General features: G+C 42.7%; 18 protein-coding genes. 6 read left to right on the forward strand and 12 right to left on the reverse strand.

Annotated elements, in window-relative coordinates:
• The first annotated feature begins 24 nt into the window (after nucleotides 1-24).
• Complete coding sequence (locus tag ERJ70_RS20175; protein WP_209367716.1) at nucleotides 25-1,326, forward strand: globin-coupled sensor protein; 1,302 nt, start codon at nucleotides 25-27, stop codon at nucleotides 1,324-1,326.
• 511 nt (nucleotides 1,327-1,837) lie between these two features.
• Nucleotides 1,838-3,334 (forward strand): esterase/lipase family protein, encoded by a 1,497-nt coding sequence (locus tag ERJ70_RS05390; protein WP_209367717.1) that lies wholly within the window; start codon nucleotides 1,838-1,840, stop codon nucleotides 3,332-3,334.
• Between the two features lie 71 nt (nucleotides 3,335-3,405).
• Here the strand turns inward: ERJ70_RS05390 and rpsN are convergent, their stop codons facing one another.
• The 3 genes from rpsN to ERJ70_RS05405 all read right to left on the reverse strand — a co-directional run bounded on the left by rpsN (nucleotide 3,406) and on the right by ERJ70_RS05405 (nucleotide 4,850).
• Nucleotides 3,406-3,591, reverse strand: a complete 186-nt coding sequence (gene rpsN / locus ERJ70_RS05395) for a 30S ribosomal protein S14 (RefSeq protein WP_011064535.1) — start codon at nucleotides 3,589-3,591, stop codon at nucleotides 3,406-3,408.
• Between the two features lie 146 nt (nucleotides 3,592-3,737).
• Entirely contained in the window at nucleotides 3,738-4,103 is a 366-nt protein-coding gene (locus ERJ70_RS05400; RefSeq protein WP_209367718.1) for a DUF4363 family protein, read from the reverse strand.
• An 18-nt stretch (nucleotides 4,104-4,121) separates the two neighbouring features.
• On the reverse strand, nucleotides 4,122-4,850 hold the full coding sequence (locus ERJ70_RS05405; RefSeq protein WP_209367719.1) for a DUF421 domain-containing protein: 729 nt from the start codon (nucleotides 4,848-4,850) through the stop codon (nucleotides 4,122-4,124).
• A gap of 200 nt (nucleotides 4,851-5,050) precedes the next feature.
• Here ERJ70_RS05405 and ERJ70_RS05410 point away from each other — a divergent pair, with 200 nt between their 5' ends.
• Nucleotides 5,051-5,293, forward strand: a complete 243-nt coding sequence (locus ERJ70_RS05410; protein ID WP_026771686.1) for a hypothetical protein — start codon at nucleotides 5,051-5,053, stop codon at nucleotides 5,291-5,293.
• A gap of 37 nt (nucleotides 5,294-5,330) precedes the next feature.
• On the opposite strand, the gene qoxD is transcribed toward ERJ70_RS05410, so the two are convergent.
• From qoxD to qoxA, 4 genes are all read right to left on the reverse strand, one after another.
• Nucleotides 5,331-5,615, reverse strand: coding sequence for a cytochrome aa3 quinol oxidase subunit IV (qoxD, locus tag ERJ70_RS05415; RefSeq protein ID WP_209367720.1), 285 nt, complete (start codon nucleotides 5,613-5,615; stop codon nucleotides 5,331-5,333).
• Nucleotide 5,616: 1 nt separating this feature from the next.
• Nucleotides 5,617-6,213, reverse strand: coding sequence for a cytochrome aa3 quinol oxidase subunit III (qoxC, locus tag ERJ70_RS05420; protein WP_209367722.1), 597 nt, complete (start codon nucleotides 6,211-6,213; stop codon nucleotides 5,617-5,619).
• Nucleotides 6,210-8,159, reverse strand: coding sequence for a cytochrome aa3 quinol oxidase subunit I (gene qoxB, locus ERJ70_RS05425; RefSeq protein WP_209367724.1), 1,950 nt, complete (start codon nucleotides 8,157-8,159; stop codon nucleotides 6,210-6,212). Before qoxB ends, qoxC begins: the two co-directional genes overlap by 4 nt.
• Before the next feature lie 71 nt (nucleotides 8,160-8,230).
• The gene (gene qoxA, locus ERJ70_RS05430) at nucleotides 8,231-9,157 is read right to left on the reverse strand and encodes a cytochrome aa3 quinol oxidase subunit II (protein WP_209367726.1); all 927 of its coding nucleotides are present in this window, start codon (nucleotides 9,155-9,157) and stop codon (nucleotides 8,231-8,233) included.
• A 597-nt stretch (nucleotides 9,158-9,754) separates the two neighbouring features.
• Here qoxA and ERJ70_RS05435 point away from each other — a divergent pair.
• The gene (locus ERJ70_RS05435; protein ID WP_209367728.1) at nucleotides 9,755-10,543 is read left to right on the forward strand and encodes an SIR2 family NAD-dependent protein deacylase; all 789 of its coding nucleotides are present in this window, start codon (nucleotides 9,755-9,757) and stop codon (nucleotides 10,541-10,543) included.
• A gap of 59 nt (nucleotides 10,544-10,602) precedes the next feature.
• Here ERJ70_RS05435 and ERJ70_RS05440 read toward each other — a convergent pair whose 3' ends face one another.
• The 3 genes from ERJ70_RS05440 to ERJ70_RS05450 all read right to left on the reverse strand — a co-directional run bounded on the left by ERJ70_RS05440 (nucleotide 10,603) and on the right by ERJ70_RS05450 (nucleotide 13,954).
• Nucleotides 10,603-11,220, reverse strand: coding sequence for an HD domain-containing protein (locus ERJ70_RS05440; RefSeq protein WP_209367730.1), 618 nt, complete (start codon nucleotides 11,218-11,220; stop codon nucleotides 10,603-10,605).
• Entirely contained in the window at nucleotides 11,213-11,977 is a 765-nt protein-coding gene (locus ERJ70_RS05445) for a potassium channel family protein (protein WP_209367732.1), read from the reverse strand. Before ERJ70_RS05445 ends, ERJ70_RS05440 begins: the two co-directional genes overlap by 8 nt.
• 792 nt (nucleotides 11,978-12,769) lie before the next feature.
• Nucleotides 12,770-13,954, reverse strand: a complete 1,185-nt coding sequence (locus ERJ70_RS05450) for a permease (RefSeq protein WP_209367733.1) — start codon at nucleotides 13,952-13,954, stop codon at nucleotides 12,770-12,772.
• Nucleotides 13,955-14,224: 270 nt separating this feature from the next.
• On the opposite strand from ERJ70_RS05450, the gene ERJ70_RS05455 reads away from it, so the two are divergent.
• Together ERJ70_RS05455 and ERJ70_RS05460 are read left to right on the forward strand one after the other, a co-directional pair.
• A complete protein-coding gene (locus ERJ70_RS05455) occupies nucleotides 14,225-14,404 on the forward strand; it encodes a DinB family protein (protein ID WP_209367735.1) in 180 nt (59 codons plus the stop codon).
• Nucleotides 14,405-14,565: 161 nt separating this feature from the next.
• The gene (locus tag ERJ70_RS05460) at nucleotides 14,566-15,813 is read left to right on the forward strand and encodes a sugar efflux transporter (RefSeq protein ID WP_209367737.1); all 1,248 of its coding nucleotides are present in this window, start codon (nucleotides 14,566-14,568) and stop codon (nucleotides 15,811-15,813) included.
• 110 nt (nucleotides 15,814-15,923) lie between these two features.
• On the opposite strand, the gene ERJ70_RS05465 is transcribed toward ERJ70_RS05460, so the two are convergent.
• Both ERJ70_RS05465 and ERJ70_RS05470 read right to left on the reverse strand, forming a co-directional pair.
• Entirely contained in the window at nucleotides 15,924-16,319 is a 396-nt protein-coding gene (locus ERJ70_RS05465) for a spore coat protein (RefSeq protein WP_209367739.1), read from the reverse strand.
• A gap of 28 nt (nucleotides 16,320-16,347) precedes the next feature.
• A complete protein-coding gene (locus ERJ70_RS05470; RefSeq protein ID WP_209367741.1) occupies nucleotides 16,348-16,641 on the reverse strand; it encodes a hypothetical protein in 294 nt (97 codons plus the stop codon).
• Between the last annotated feature and the right edge of the window lie 155 nt (nucleotides 16,642-16,796).

Below are 16,796 nucleotides of genomic sequence, written 5' to 3' on the forward strand. Positions count from 1 at the left end.
AAAGGAATATATGGGGGAAAAGTCATGCAGTTAGGGTTTAAAAAGAGAAAAGAAACAAGCAGGGGGACTTTTATCGACGAAACACTTGTCGGGAACACAAGGATGAACATCGATCATTATCAAGATTTAAAGAAACAAATCAAAATGATCAACCTGCAAAAACAGGATTTAGTGGTGCTCGTTTCCTTGAAGCCTTTTGTTCAGGAGAATATCCATGCTATCGTGGAACAGTTTTACCGCAATTTGAAGCATGAAAGTTCTTTGATGGGCATCATTGAAAGCAATAGTTCGGTCGACAGGCTGAAACAAACACTACTCGTCCACATTCAAGAGATGTTTGACGGGAAGATCGACGATGATTTTATTGATAAACGGCTGAAAATTGCTCATATACATTTTAAAATCGGGTTGCAGCCCAAGTGGTATATGTGCGCCTTCCAAGACTTATTGCTGTCTCTTATTGCCATCATCCACGAAAAAATACAAACAAAAGAAGAATCGCTCAAGGCGATCGAAGCCGTAACTAAAATATTGAGCCTGGAGCAACAACTCGTATTGGATGCTTTCCAGCAAGAAAATGAGAAGACCCATCGTGAACAAGAGGAAGAGATGAATCTGTTGCACAGTGAAATCAAGGATACCTCCTCCGAATTGGCAGCTGTGTTTGAAGAAACCACAGGATCGATCGGAGAGCTGGTGGCTAACTTAGAAGGGATTCTGCGTATTTCTAAAGAGGGAACCGAAACATCTATGGATGTTGAACAGACATCCATCACCGGAAAACAAGACCTGGAAAGTCAGCAGGAAAAAATGACGGATATTAATGACCGGATGGAAAAAATCAAAAAAGAAACAGAGAGTCTCCTGGAAATATCCAATCAAATAGGAGAAGTTGTCACCATTGTAACCGGAATTGCAGAGCAAACGAATTTGCTAGCCTTAAATGCCTCGATTGAAGCTGCCAGAGCAGGTGAACATGGGAAAGGGTTTACTGTAGTCGCCGATGAAGTACGGAAGCTGGCCGAAGAAACAAAGAATTCGGTAGCAAGTGTCTCCGAGCTTGTTGGAAAAACGGACGCTCAAATCAATGGTGTTTCTTCCTACATTTCGGAAGTTAGGGAGTTAATCCATAACGGAACGGATGACATGAAACAAATCAATCAAGTGTTTGACACGATTGTATTAAAAATGAAGCAAAGCAAGAATCAAAGTGATTCGATTGAGGTGGAAATCGAAACCTTCAAAAGCAGTCTGGATGAAGTAAATAATGCTGTGACACATGTAGCCGGATCCATTGATGGGCTGGTGGAATTGACGAAAAAATAAATTTAAATAATTCTAGTCTTTCTTAGCAGTTTCTTCCGATAGGATCATCAGCGTTTTCCACGATGCTGGTGATTTTTTGTCTTTGTATAGGAAATGATAAATTTAACTGTCTGTGGGTCATGCAGGCGTTGCCACAGGACGTGGCGGCCCTAGCCTGTACTCCTTTAAACAGGTCTTGCGCTTATTCTTTAGGTTGTTGGATTTGAAAGTGATAGCGCTAAGCATTAGCGCGTGTTATCCATCTACGAAAAAACACCCGCTTTCCGCAGGAAGCTGGAGGGGGGGATTTCAGTAATTCCTTTTTTTTTTACGCTGAATTCTTTCTTTATGTTCCCTCTGCTGACCTCAGGTATCCTCTTATTCAACCAAGACATGTTTTCTCATCGTTTTTTGCATACCTTCATCTCTGGGAGACAAGGTTATGTAAAATATTACACCTGTTTCTGTATATAAGTTCTACCTCTTTCATCTCCTTATATACTCTCAATGAGAATAAAAAAGGAGTGAGGAAATGCTGAAAAAGGTGCTGGTTGTATTTGTTCTGTTGTTTGGTCTACTTCCCGCAGCGGTACTGGCGGGGTCATTTGGAAAAGGGGATCCTCCAGGGAATCCAGGAGAATGGTATGTCGGTACAACACCTTCCAATGGTTCGGATGCCAATCATCCCATTTTGTTCGTTCACGGTCTCAACAGTTCTTCCTCCACATGGTGGGAAGAAAATGACATGTATGATACAGCTTTTGTAAATGGATTTGAAACAGCGTTTATCGATTTATATCCGACCAGGGATATGTGGGACAATGGAGAGTTGCTTGCTCAGAAGTTGCAGGAAGTATATTCTTTTTATGGAGAAAAGGTTGTCGTCGTGGCTCATAGTAAAGGTGGGATCGATGTTCAGTCTGCTGTGGTTCACTACGGGGCAGCACCATATGTCGAGAAAGTCATTACCTTGTCGACCCCACACCACGGCAGCCAGCTTGCTGATCTTGCTTACAGTAGCTGGGCCGGTTGGCTGGCGGAAATATTGGGAAGCAAAAATGATGCGACCTACTCGCTCCAGACTGGTTACATGGCGAATTTCCGATCCATTACGGATCAGGTTACAGGCGAAATTCCTTTTTTCACGTTTGGGGGAACGGAGCGAGGAAGCTTTGGCAGCTCACTGTATTGGGGAGGTTTGTATCTGAGCAGTTATGGACCGAATGACGGTACTGTGACAGTCGCAAGCTCCAGGCTGCCTTATGGAATGGAGATAAGCGCTGGGGCATGGAATCACCAGACCATTAAACAAGGGAGCTCTACCTTTGAACTGTTTTCTGGCTTTTTATCTGAAACTGGAGAAGAAACTCAAACCTTGAACACACCTTCTCCATTAGAGAAAAACGAACAGGCGGTTCAACAGGATGAGCAGTATGGATTTATACTAAGAGGCGGTCAGTCACAAGGGAAACAGACAGAATCTTTTTATGTAGAAAAGGGGGCGGAAGGATTACAAGTCGACTGGATAAGTGATGAAAAAAATCCACGATTACAACTTGTGGGTCCGGACCGAAAAACATATACAGCCTTTTCCATAGAAGCAGATAAGACGGATTATTTAATGGGAGCGTACCATCATCGGATTTTGATATCAAAACCAATCTCTGGTAAGTGGTCGATTTCAGCTGACACTGATCAGACGCAACATTACTTGCTTCAAGCAGCTATCGATAGTCCACTTAATAGGAACCTGAAGGTTGAGATGGTGGATAATCAATTTAACGTTGCTGCAATTGATCAAGCAAAACAACCGACTGTAACCGTGAAACTGGAGAAATATAAAAATAGTCAGCAACAAACACAGGTGGTACACCATCTTGATCGGGCTTCCAATTACCGCTTGCCAGATTTGGGAGCGGGAGTGTATAACGTAACATTCGATATTCAAGGTGAGAGTGGAGGAGAGAAATATCAACGGACGGTTGTAAAATCGATTTATGTAGATGATAAAGGGAGGATGTATCCATGACTTTCATGAAAAGGAGACAGCACTGAGTAGGAAATAAGCAGGAAGAGCCAGCTTTTTCAGCTGACCCGTGATTACCAGCTTGCTTTCTTGACGCCAGGAATTTGTCCTTTATAAGCTAATTCTCGAAAACAAATTCGGCATAGCTTGAATTTACGAATGACAGAGTGGGGACGGCCGCATCGCTCGCAGCGCGTATATTCTTGTACTTTGAATTTTTGCGGGCGCTTCTGTTTCGCTATCATTGATTTTTTAGCCAAGATAATGTACCTCCTTTTATGAAAATATTTATAGAAAGGATAGAATCTAATAGATTGAAATAGATATTATACCATACTATGGATGAATAAGATAATGGGAAAGTCACCCAATAGAAAAAGGCTTGTACCAGAAAGTCTATGTAAATTCATCTGGCCAATTGTTCCCACTGTCCATAGTAATAATAAATCTCTTCCAGCACACTTTGATCATCTTCGGCTTCGACAGCGCCGCGAATGCGGGCGATCGTTCCGTCTATTTCCAACAGTTGTTCTTTTTCTACACTGAATTGTATGCGCCGTGCGATTTTATCCCAGGCTTTTTCCATCTTGGCGGTTTCCGTCTTTACCTTGCTCCAGTCTTTGTTTTTTACACCAGCTTCAATAAGTTGAATGGATTCATATAGACGATCATCTTTTCCAAGTGGCTGTTTTAGAAAGGCGCCACTATTCATAACGGCAATGAAAACAGACAAGGTTAATAATGGAATAAAGTATAAAAGAAACTTTTTCATCAGTGGTTCCCTCCGTCCTTAGTAAGGTCCATCATAGTCGCCCATTTCAGTTTCCTTTCCAATATTATCGTCAAATTTATCGACATAAAGACGGTCGTTTGGAAGGATTAAAGCGTAGGAAACTTCCTTGATATTCTCGATATTGTGGGCACGAAGTTGCTGGTGAAGCCAATCCCTGTCTTTTTTTCGCTGCTCAAGATTCTGGTCCAATACCACGCCGTCCTGAATCACTTCTGTGGCCAGGCGTCCGGGTTTAGTCGGAATCTGCAAATCCTTGCGGGTGACAGGAAGGTATTCCGGTTTTGGTTTGATAGACAGTTCTCCGTTAATTTCGAATACGGCATATTCCACTTGTGTGATATCAAAGATTTGTTGACTGCGCAACAGGGTCATCAATTCGCTCAATTTTATCCGCATTTTTCTCAGATTGGTCTCCAAAATCTTGCCGTTTTCTATTACAACTGTTGGTTCTCCATCGAGCACTTTTCCGAGATACCGGTTTTTAATCGTAATGTATTGTAGCAATCCAGTCAACAAAGCATAACCAACAAGCCCCAGCCAATGCGCCCATGCCTTGGCGGATAGATCTGTTGCCAGAGTGGCCGCAATGGATCCGATCGTAATGCCGTTGATATAGTCAAAAAAAGTGAGTTGACCGACCTCTTGTTTGCCGAGCAATCTGGTGAAAATCAGCAAGGTGAAAAATGAAATAATGACTCGGATGATTACAACAACGGTTTCATTCATCGCAGGCATCTCCTTTCTTTCATCATTCTATTTTTTACAGAACCAGAAAATTTATTAGCCTCGATGAGTCATGTTTGACAACCCCTCATAACGGAAATAATACAAGGAAAGGAAAAAAGATTCACAATTCCGTAACAAACTTTTGACAAAGATGTGAACAAGATGGATAATAGAGGTAAGAATAAAGGAGGATGAGTTGGATGGCAACAAAAGCTCAAATTCTCAATGCAACCAAAATAACAGGGGCTGTCGTGCTGACGGCAGGTATTATCATTTTTTTGGCAGGTTTCTTTGCAAGCGGTTCCAGTATTTTGACGCCGATTGGAATCGGGACTGTGATGGGAGCCGTGTTTATCTTTCTTATGGGTGTTTTCTTTGTAGTGACCGAAGAAATCCTGGAGAAAATCGAACACCGGAAGCAAATGGGTTCCAAACATGCATAAAAAGAGCACCTGGCAGCAGGTGCTCTTTTTCTATTATTTATACATAACCCCAAATCATTGCCAACAGTGTTCCGAATACAGTAAGCAGGGCAATGATGACACCGTAATAAATATTGAGATAAATCGACCCTCTATCCTCTGATTCGCCGGCATGCATGAACACGATCAGCTGTAAACCGGCTTGAGTGAAGGCTGTTAAAAGCAATACAGTCATGCCAACGGCAAACGACATATCCAGAAAGTAAACCAGCAGCGCAACGATCGTCAGGATTAACGAAAAGACAAAGCCCATGACTTGCTTACGTGGGAATAGTTCTTTCATATTACATCATTCCTTTCAAGTAGACGAAACTGAATATGAAAATCCAGACGACGTCCAGAAAGTGCCAGTAAAGCGAGAATATGAATGATTTATTTGCCGTTTCCGGAGTGAGGCCCCGTTTTTTGATTTGGATGAGGATGAACAATCCCCAGAACAAACCGAAGGTGACGTGTGCTCCGTGTGTCCCTAAAGTGGACAGCAGAATCGACGTGAACGCACTTGTCTGCAATGCAGCTCCTTCTTCAATATACGTGAAGAATTCCACTACCTCGAATCCGACAAAGGCAAGTCCTAACAGCAAGGTAATGCTGAAGAAAGCGATTGTCGCTTTTTTATTCATCAGTCGCATTGCATGGACGCCGAGACCAATGGTAAAACTACTGGTCAGCAGGATAAAGGTTTCAAAGATGACCGGCATGATTTCAAAAATTTCGCTGCCGGAAGGACCGCTTCCTGTCCGGCCTTCTAATGTAAAATAAGAGGCGAACAGGGTGGCGAACAGCATGATTTCAGCCCCAAGGAACATCCAAAAGCCTAATATATTCAAGTTATTTTGTTCCGTACTGTATTCGAGAGGCTTTGTTTGGTCTACCTTCATTGTCGGGCACCTCCCAATTTTTCTTCCGTTTCTTTCACTTCTTCTACCGGTATGTGGTAGCCGTGATCCTGTTCAAAAGAACGGTGTGCCAGGCAGGCAAAGATACCAAGCAGCGCAATGACTGCCAAAATCCAGATGCTGAATACCAAGGCAAAACCGAGCACAAAGAAGATGGCACTCATGATAAAGGGAACCCCGCTGTTATTCGGCATGTGAATTTCTTTATACTCGCCAGGAAACAGCTTGTGACCGTTTTTCTTAGAATCCCAGAATGCTTCACTGGAATTGACCTGCGGTGTAATCGCAAAGTTGTAATCAGGTACAGGCGTATGGGTGGCCCATTCGAGCGAGCGGGCGTCCCATGGATCAGAACTGATGTCTCTGGATGCATAGCGTGTGCTGTAATAAATGTTATAAACGATTGTCACAAATCCTGCGGCCAGCATGATGGCACCGACAAAGGAAATCATATTCCAAATGCCGAATCCAGTTGCTTCCGAGTACGTGTACATCCGGCGCGCCTGTCCGTCCAGTCCGGAAATGAACATCGGGAAGAAGGCGACACATGTACCGATGGAAATCAGCCAGAAGGATAATTTGCCGATTCGTTCGTTCAGCATAAAACCGAACATTTTTGGCCACCAGTAGGTGAGTCCTGCCAGCATGGCAAATACAACTCCTGGAATGATTACCAGATGGAAGTGGGCAACCAGAAACATCGTGTTATGGTATTGATAGTCGGCTGCCGACATACCAAGCATGACCCCGGTAACACCGCCGATTGTGAAAATCGGAATGAAGCCTAGCGAATAAAGCATCGGAACAGTGATCGTGATTTTCCCTTTCCAAAGGGTGAACAGCCAGTTGAAAATCTTGATTCCGGTCGGTATCGCAATCGCCATCGTCGTGATGGAGAAGATACTGTTGACCATTGCCCCTTGTCCCATGGTAAAGAAGTGATGCACCCATACGACAAAGGAAAGCACGGAAATCAACACAATCGATGCGACCATCGATTTGTACCCGTAGAGATTCCGCCGGGCGAAAGTCGGGATGATTTCACTGTAAATACCGAAGGCCGGTAATATGAGAATATAAACTTCCGGGTGTCCCCAAACCCAGAACAGGTTGGCCCACAGCATATCCATTCCGCCATCGGTCGTGGTAAAGAAGTTACCGCCGAATAAACGGTCGATGGTTCCCATGGCCAAAGCTACTGTCAATACAGGGAAGGCAAACACGATGATCAGGTTGGTGATCAAAGCCGACCATGTAAACATCGGCATTTTCATCAGTGTCATGCCCGGTGCCCGCATTTTTAATATGGTTACGATAAAGTTGATACCGGTAATCAGTGTACCCAGACCAGCGATTTGAATCGCAATCATGTAATAGTTGGTACCAACTGATTGGCTGAATTCATTTCCGGCCAACGGGAAGTACGATGTCCAGCCGGCATCTGGAGATCCGCCGATGACAAAGGAAATGTTAAACAGCATGGCTCCCCAAAAATAAAGCCAAAAGCTTAACGCGTTCAGACGAGGGAACGCAACATCGCGCGCCCCGATTTGCAATGGTACGACAAAGTTCATCAAAGCCATGATAAATGCCATGGCCATAAAGATAATCATCACTACACCATGGGTGGTGAATATTTCGTTGTAGTGCTGGGAGTCAAGCAACGTATTTTCAGGGAGGGCAGTTTGTGCCCGCATCATGATGGCGTCGGCTCCTCCGCGGAACAGCATCAGTAAAGCGGAGATTAAATACATCATACCGATCCGTTTATGGTCTACGGTAGTCAGCCACTCGCGCCATAGATAGCCCCATTTTTTTGTATAAGTGACACCTGCGACGATCGCTACCAAGGTGAGCGTAATGGCCACCATGGATGCATAAATCACAGGACTTGGATGAGGTATGGCAAATCTATCAAAAAAGTCCATCCTTTTGTGACTCCTTTCAGGAAATAACTCGAATAGTCTAACCTAACTTGTATTCTGTCAATCTACTAGTCTTACTCAGATGGATCATGGCTTTCATCCATGTTTTCATGGTCCATATCCATGTTTCCTTCTTCCGAGTCTTCTGAGCTGCTGCCATGGTTATGACCGCCATGCTCGCCCTCGGGAGGAGGAGAGAATTCCAAGTGTGTGCTGGAAAATGTCAACTGTCCAAGATGTCCTGGCTCCAGCAGTTCTTTGTACTTATCTTCCGTAAGCGGTTTTGCCGTATCTTGGACCTCATCGACCCATTCATCGAATTCATCCGGTGGAACGGCGTTGACGCTAAAAGTGTTTTCCGCAAAACCTTCTCCGCTGAAGTTGGCATTCCTGCCCATATATTCACCAGGTGCGTCAGCTGCCAGGTGAAGGGTGGTCACCATGTCAGACATCGCATATTTTTGTCCGCCAAGCTGTGGTACCCAAAAGCTGGTGATAGGCCCTTCCGAGTAAAGCTTGAATTCCAATGCTCTGTCGGTTGGAATGTAAAGGTAATTGACTGTTTCTATCCCTTCTTCCGGATAACTGAAATGCCATTTCCAGTTGGAAGATTGAGCATAAACAACCAATGGATCTTGATCTTCGTAACCTTCTGGAGTCGCCTCGACAAGATAGTTGCTTCGTACAGAAACGATCGAAAGAACGATAACAATAAGGACTGGTATCCCGACAATAATGCCTTCGACAATGTGATTTCCCTCGATATGGGGAGGCTCATAATCGTCGCTTTGATTCGAAGCGCGGTATTTGACCAACATATAAATTAAAATGGCAAAAACAGCTATAACGATAAAGGACATAATACCAATCGATAATAGGATGACATCTGCCTGTGTCTGGGCTTGCGGCCCTTTAGGATTTAAAATCATCAATGGTTCACAGCCGGTCAATACAGTCATGACTGCAAACATAAGTAATATCAAAGTGCCTTTTATTTTCATGAAAGGTACCCCTTTCTGTTTATTTAGTAGCTTATCAAGCAGCTAAAGCGGTACATGGTCTTTTCATTTAATTATCATAGTACGGCGTATGGAAAAATACAATTATATGTGAAGTTTGTCACAAAAGGTTCATGTTTTATTGTGATTTTTGTCACTGAATGTTCATGATTATATATAGGGAGAAATTGACGAATAAGATGTTCGCCTTAAATACGGAACAGCCGCTAGTCTGGTGGGACTTTCTGTTGGTGATTTTGTTTTTTTACAGGGTCTTATTTTAACACTTTTTTAGAACTACAACGCCATCGATGGAAAAAGGATCCGTCAAACCAAGACAAATTTTTTTCTGTTTGTCTTTTATCATATCCTCCTGCTAGACCGTCATTTAGCATCGAAGTATGGCAGTCCGTTTACCCATTATCGAAAAACTACCAGTGAATTCATTCCCTTTATTTACAGAATTTACTCCACTAAGCGTTATGAAATCGCCATAATAACAGGGAATGAACATGCAACTTGTTTTGTAATTAGTAATACCATTAGGGGCAAATGGGTAAAGTAAATGGATGTTTTGATCCATACAGCAGGAGGGACATTATGTCGCTTGAACTACTGTTAAACAAGATAGTCAACAGTGAAGTGATTATTTGGGCAGGGGCTGGCTTTTCTCTTTATGCCGGTATGCCTGCTGTCGATGAAATCAAACGGGAAGTCCAAGATTCATGCAGTGTCCAGGAGTGGAAACAACTTGAAACGATAAAGCACTTTCCAGATATGGTAGAGGAATTTATTCGCCTGCGCCATGGTTCCCGCAAACCAATTGTCGAAATCATGAACAGGATGATTGACAAAAATCCGGTGAATCTTTATGTTCATAAGCAACTTGCCGGGATTTCTACCATCCATACCATCATCACGACAAATTATGATCGGTTATTCGAACTGGCTTATGGAAACAGATTAGCAACAGTTTTCACAGATGCCCAGTTGGAAGAAGCAGACGAAAAGCCTGTACAGCTATATAAAATCCACGGTGATATCCGGACTCCGGAAAGTATGTTGATATCCAGCGGGGATTATGCAGATTATGAGGAAAGGCATACGAGGAAGATTTGGCAAAGACTGAAGTCATTGGCGGCTCAAAAGTCCATTTTGTTCATTGGGTACAGTTTTGCAGATGAAAATAATGATCTTTTCATCACCAATGTGTTAAAACATCTGGAAAAAAACGACCAACCATCATACTTAGTCATTCCTGATCTGCCGGAGCTGAAACTGACTCATTTACAGAAGAAAAATATTGAGCCAATCAATCTTACGGGTGAAGCGTTCGTCGATCATATCTATCAGCACGTGAACGGAAGTGGAAAGTCCGTTGAAGTGTGAGGTAATAAAAAAGCCCCTTTCTCCTTATAAGTCGAAAATTGGGGCAATATGATCAAGTTTTATAGAAGGTGGTTGACTTCGTTTAAGGAAACACCAGCTTTTTTCAACTTTGATTCTGCCTCTTGCTCGACCAATTGTCGAAACGAGGTTAGCGCCTGATCGAAGTCTGTGTGTTTGCCCAACATGAAACTCATTTTATATTCAACTTCCAGCCAGGTAGCAATGTCTGCTTCGTTATGCTGTAGTTGTGCTTCCAGCTTATCGAGAGCATTGGCGACTTTTGCTTCATAACTGGACTTATCCTCAAACTCCATCCACAGCTGCTGAATATCATTTCCTAAATCACCACCAAGCATCTTACGGATGTTTTCAATTGCCTGAAGCTCCCGTTCTTGTTTTTCCATCTGTGCCTGCTGGTTGTCCATTGTATCAAAAGCTGGGATATCCGTTGCTTCTGCTTCCACCAGGTCATGAATGGTGATCATTTTCAAAAGCTTTGCTGTATCGACTTGTTTGCCAAGATATGGTTCCAGAAAAACCGCCATCAACGTCACCCGCCATGAGTGCTCTGCGACACTTTCTTGCCGTCCATTTGATAGCCAGCTGTGCCGCAGCTCATACTTTAACTTTTCAGCTAATTTAAGTACTTCTAGTATTCGTTTCAATGCTTCATTCATGGTTTATCTCCTTCGTTAGAGCGGAACGCTCTCTCATTTTTTCTTTCTTTAACTCGTTCAGTAGTAAAGCAAGTTGATTCACTTCTGAATAGGTAAGGCTGTCAAAACGATTTAATTGGTTTTGAACAAATTCAACTGTAGGATGTTTCGTTTGCTTTTCTTTCACGAAAAAAGTAGTTATCGATCCGGTAAGCATTCCGATTATGCCTATGCCAATTAACATTAAAAACACAGCAATCAACCTCCCCGGAGCAGTAGAAGGGGAAATATCTCCATACCCCACTGTGGTGGTAGTGACAATCGACCACCACAGCCCATCCATAAAACTGTCGATATTTGGCTCAACATATCGCACAATGATGGTTGATATAAAAATTAGCAGGACAGACACTGTTAATACTCTATCTAAGCCATTGGTCCGAAGTATAGCAAATAGTTGCTTGTAATGATTTTTAGACAACGAAATGATTCGCAAAACTCTATATAACCTAGCTATACGAGCTGTTTGAAAAAGGGCATCAAGTGGCAACGCCGCGATAATATCCAAAGGGTTTTTTTTAACATACTCCCATTTTGCAGGACTGATTATTAAGCGGATAGTCACGTCCAGAAAGAAAAACAACCATATGACAAAGTGAAGATAAGTCCACCTTTCTTCATCAAGCCAGATAAAGAAAACGGACACAAAGGCAAGAATGGCCATAAATACTTCGTAAGCTAATGTCCAACTGGTGTTCCTGAAAAAGTTCCTATTCATTGTATCATTCGTTATTGCAGCTTGCTATCTACTATTCTACTAAATTGTGTATAATTATGTAAATATTCTACGGAACCGGCTTAGGGGCATTTTCTATAAAGGGGGTACTCTACGTTGGTTGAAGGGTGCAGCGTCTAGCTATTCCAAAACGATAATGAAGAGAAAATAAAGAGCCTGGGACAAAAGCATGGCCACCAAAGCAAAAACCGAGTGAATTCTAAATGCCAGTCAAATTTGTTCGGTTTTTATTTGTATTTTCTCTTTTTATCCTGCTGTTTGATGCGTGCTTCGAATCGCTACGTTTTTGTGTTCTGATTTCCACACGATCAAGACAAGATGAACCGTATTTTTCTATTGGCTGATAGGTATCCAAACAGGGAAGAAAACGAAAAATCAGCATGGTCGTTCCTTATATTCTTTAAAAATCGGACAATAGCATAAGGATAAAGAAGTACTCCTGGTATCCATGCTGCTTCGCTTTCTATCCGTAACGGCAATAGGCAAAACAGAAATCACACCAGAAGAGAATGTATCTCCTTCAACGGAGGCAAGGTGCGCAGACTCCAGCGGGATGAGCGCGAGCTGAAGATCCACTTGGCAAAGCGGTATTCTTTTCCAAGTTAGCTAAAAGCCGTGCCCGCGGAAAGCGAAGTACCTTGCCGGAGTGGAAAGTGGCACCTTTTTATAAGGGGGAACGTTTTGCTTTTTGCTCATCAAAAAAACCGAACGAATGGTGGATTCGTTCGGTTTTCATTTTGGTCAAGATGCTTTTGTCCCAGGATCTTTTTATTCCTATAGCTTCAATACAAAATGAAGGATCGTTCCAACAGCCAAGAAAGCGATGCAAATCCAGGTGATTATGGTTTTAAACCGAGAATCCCCTTCCATGCTCATCATTCCAGCATGTGCTCCTGACTGCTTAAATTGTCGGAAAAGCCAGAGAGTGAACAGGGCAATCAAGGCAAAAGCGATATTGAACCAAAAAGTATAATCGACTTGGAAAGGACTTTCGTTCATGATTTGTCGACCGGATTCCGGCAGGATACCTAGTGCGGCAAATCCCCCGTGGATAAGGAAAGCTGTAATTACAATCGAAACATAAAATATACCAGCTATATAAAGAGCCAACTTCCAACCATAGTATTTTTTGTTGACCATCACGATTGGCGGAACAATCAAATCTGAATAAATAAACGCCATGATACCAGCGAAGGTCACGCCACTTGATGCCAAAATGGTTGATATCGGAATGTTTCCCATCGAACCGATAAAGGTTAATGCAGCAGCCAGCGGAGCGATCAGGGCATTTTCCAATACTACCCAAAAACCACCATCTGTTCCTGCCATGAATAACCCTTCCCAAAATGATTCTGGAACAACGGTTGCCATGATTCCGGCGATAGTGAAACCAATCGTAATGTCCTTCCATACCATTTGCCAATTCATGACGAACTCATGTCCAACCTGGTACCATCCTTTTTTTGTACGGATCTTCTTTTTCCAGTCAAACTCCTCCTGGTGTTCATCTTCTGTGCGGTCGCGGGCAGCTTGAACCCATTTTTTCGGCATGGTGATACGGGCCAGGATGGAGACAACCATGATCAAAAGAATACCTCCGATGATTTCTGCTACGACAAATTGCCATCCTAAAAAGATATAAATCAAAATTCCTAATTCTATTACCAGGTTTGTTGATGAAAATAAAAATGCAAGTGTAGCGACAAAATGTGCGCCTTTTTTGAATAAGCTTTTTCCGGCAGCAAGAGCTGCAAAGGAACAAGAGGAGCTAATTGCCCCGAAAAGTGTTGCAAGTCCGATTGATTTAGCATTGTCTTTTCCAATATATTTGGCTAATTTTCCTTGAGGGATGAAAGCCTGGATCATCGAGCTGATTAAATATCCGAGTATGAATGCCCATCCAGCTTTCCAAAAAAAGCCGAGGGACGTAATCGCTGATTGTCCGAATTGTTCCCACATAGTAGTCACCTCCATTATTTCTTATCGTAAATACCAAGAACTGTTTCGATGGGATAAAATTCGACTTCTCATGTTTTATTTCCACTCACTTCCTGCCGCTAAACGGTACGAAGAGCTTATGTATTCTTGATAGGGTGGGGACGAGGAGAATACGCCTATTCGCGCATATATACTGGCGGCAAAAGAAATATTGCCTGCAAGAATAGCAGGTAACTCGTCTGCTTCTCATCCGGTCTGGCCTGAGATGAATCTGGCGGATGTACGTAAAGGATGCGAGAGCACCACTTGAACGTTGAAACGATTTTGGAAAATGGGGAATTCGATAAGTTAGTAACCTACCAAACCAGTACAGGAAAATCTTGTACACATTCGCTAGGCGACATCTTGGTTCATTTGGCATTGCATGGTGAGCATCACCGCGGCCAAATCATCAACGTCTCGGGAACATGAAAAAGAACATGCGGATTTCATCACGTTTCGTCGTTAAAGAAGCTACAGATGCTGATATAACATAGAAGCGGCGACTAATTAGTTGTTTCCTGAAATCGATGGTGGGATAATAGTCCAGAGGATAAATCGAAAAAGGCAGATTAATAGAAGGAAGGATACATGTGGCAAGAAATTTTTTACGGTCGGTAAAGCATCGGACAGCAATGGTTTGGAATATTCCTTCATTCCCTATTTTATTGCTTTTAAATTTTATGGTAGGGCTTTCGATGTCTTTGTTTGTCCCTTTTTCCTCGATATTCGGGTTGGATGTAGTTGGTATGAGCAACATGGCATATGGTGTGTTCATGATGATAATGGCTGTAGGGGGAGTGGTCATCAGTACATACATCGGTAAACTGTCGGATCGGAACATAAGCAGGAAGATGATTTTGGTAATTACGTCGGTCGCTGCGATATTTGGGTACATCGGCTTTGCTTACATTCGTGATTACTATTTATTATCGATGGTGGCGTTTTTTCTGCTTGGCATGGCTTCAGCAACGATGCCGCAGTTATGGGCACATGCTCGGGAGATATTAGAATCCTCTGAAGTTCCTAAGAGGGAAATCCCTTTTGTGATGAACATATTTCGCATGTTTACGGCGCTTGCCTGGACAGTCGGCCCGGCTTTTGCAGGTTGGGTACTGGTACTTGTTGACTTCGAAGGACTATTTTTATTGGTGGCGTTTGGCTTTTTCCTATGCATCATCGCAGTGGTGGCCTTTATCAAGGATGAACCGAAAAAACAAGATATGTCCGGAAAACAAGTGGTACTAGGGAAATTCATCTTCCGTCCTTATATTTTTGCCAATATAGTAGCCATGTTTCTGCTGCATGCAGCAACGACAATCAACATGCAGAACATCCCTCAGTTTGTCACTAAAGTCCTCGGGGGTACGGAAGCACATGTCGGGATGATCTTTAGTGTTCCCCCTGTTTTTGAAATACCGTTAATGATTGCTTTCGGTATCCTGGCGACGAGGCTTGATCTAGGATGGCTAATTAAACTCGGCTTTTTATTTTCATTTGTTTACTTTTTGCTGTTATGGAACGTGACAGCTCCATGGCAGATATACCCGCTGCAACTATTGAGCGCAGCCAATGTGGCAATAACTGCTGGTTTGGCAGTGACTTATTTTCAAAATTTCCTGCCAAAAGAACCGGGAACAGCCACAACCTTATATATGAATGCGCAAAAAATCGGGCAGACAATCGGGTTTTTATTGTTCGGTTATGTTTCCTCCCTATTGAGTTATGAAAATGTATTTATTATTTGTATCATTTTTACGGGAGTCGGATTCCTTATCTTGCTTGCTGCCGGAAAGAAAAAAAGTGGCTCTTCTCTTCCCTTGTATGATGGAGTCAGATAAAAGGAGAACGGTTTTGAAGGCTGACACATAAAATAGGAAAGGATCGGATGTTACTTCCGATCCTTTCAGGGGAACGACGGGGTATTTTAAACATTGGAAAGGGGAAGGGATTACAGTATATCCAGCTGGGCGACCAGGGATACCAGGATTTGAATAAGAACCTGGATGGATGCTGCCACATCCGTATCTGTAGTGGTCACCGTGACACCTTCCGAACCATCAACTACAATCAGCTGACGGTTGGATTGACCAATGCGAGAGTACTGCAACAGTTCCTCTGTCACCTGAGTAGCACGGGTATCATCCGCAATCGAAATGTGGATGACGATGGCAATCGCCACCTGAAGGGCAGCCTGCAGTGAAACGGCTACCTGCGTGTCCGTAGTATCCACCGTTACTTCTGTAGAGTTCAATACAAAGATTGCTTCCCTTGAACTTTGCTCGAGGTCGGCAATTTGGTCAGCGTATTGGCTGACATGATTTGCTGAGTTGCTATTTTTACCCATTTAAAAATTCCTCCTTGAAATTTTAAATTCAGGCCTCGGGGCCTTTATTTTTTTGTTGAATTTGTTGCAGTTTTTTTAAGATTTCTTCCGTTTGTGGTTGGAAAGCATTGTTTTTGTTTTGTTGATCGGTAAGAAATGCTTCTGCCTGTGATTTCAGACTTTCCACCGATTCTTTGATCTGCGCTTTTTCATTCGAAGATAATTCGCGCAGTCGTTTATTCCCTCTTGAGATATTAAGCCGGTTAAATAAATCCGAAACATGCATTTGAATCAGATTGCCGGAAATTTCATTTAAATTGCTTTTAAAATGCTCATCCGCCAATATTCTCCCTCCTTTAGCACTTGTATTGAACTTCTACTTTATATATATTTCTTTTTTGAGGTTAAGGAAGGGTTCCTATCATGGTAGTAAGAAAAATAGATAACTGTATCATACAATTTGTCCACTATTTCGGTGTATTGGAAAGAATGAAATAG

This window comes from Sediminibacillus dalangtanensis (genome assembly GCF_017792025.1).
Lineage (GTDB): Bacteria > Bacillota > Bacilli > Bacillales > Amphibacillaceae > Sediminibacillus > Sediminibacillus dalangtanensis.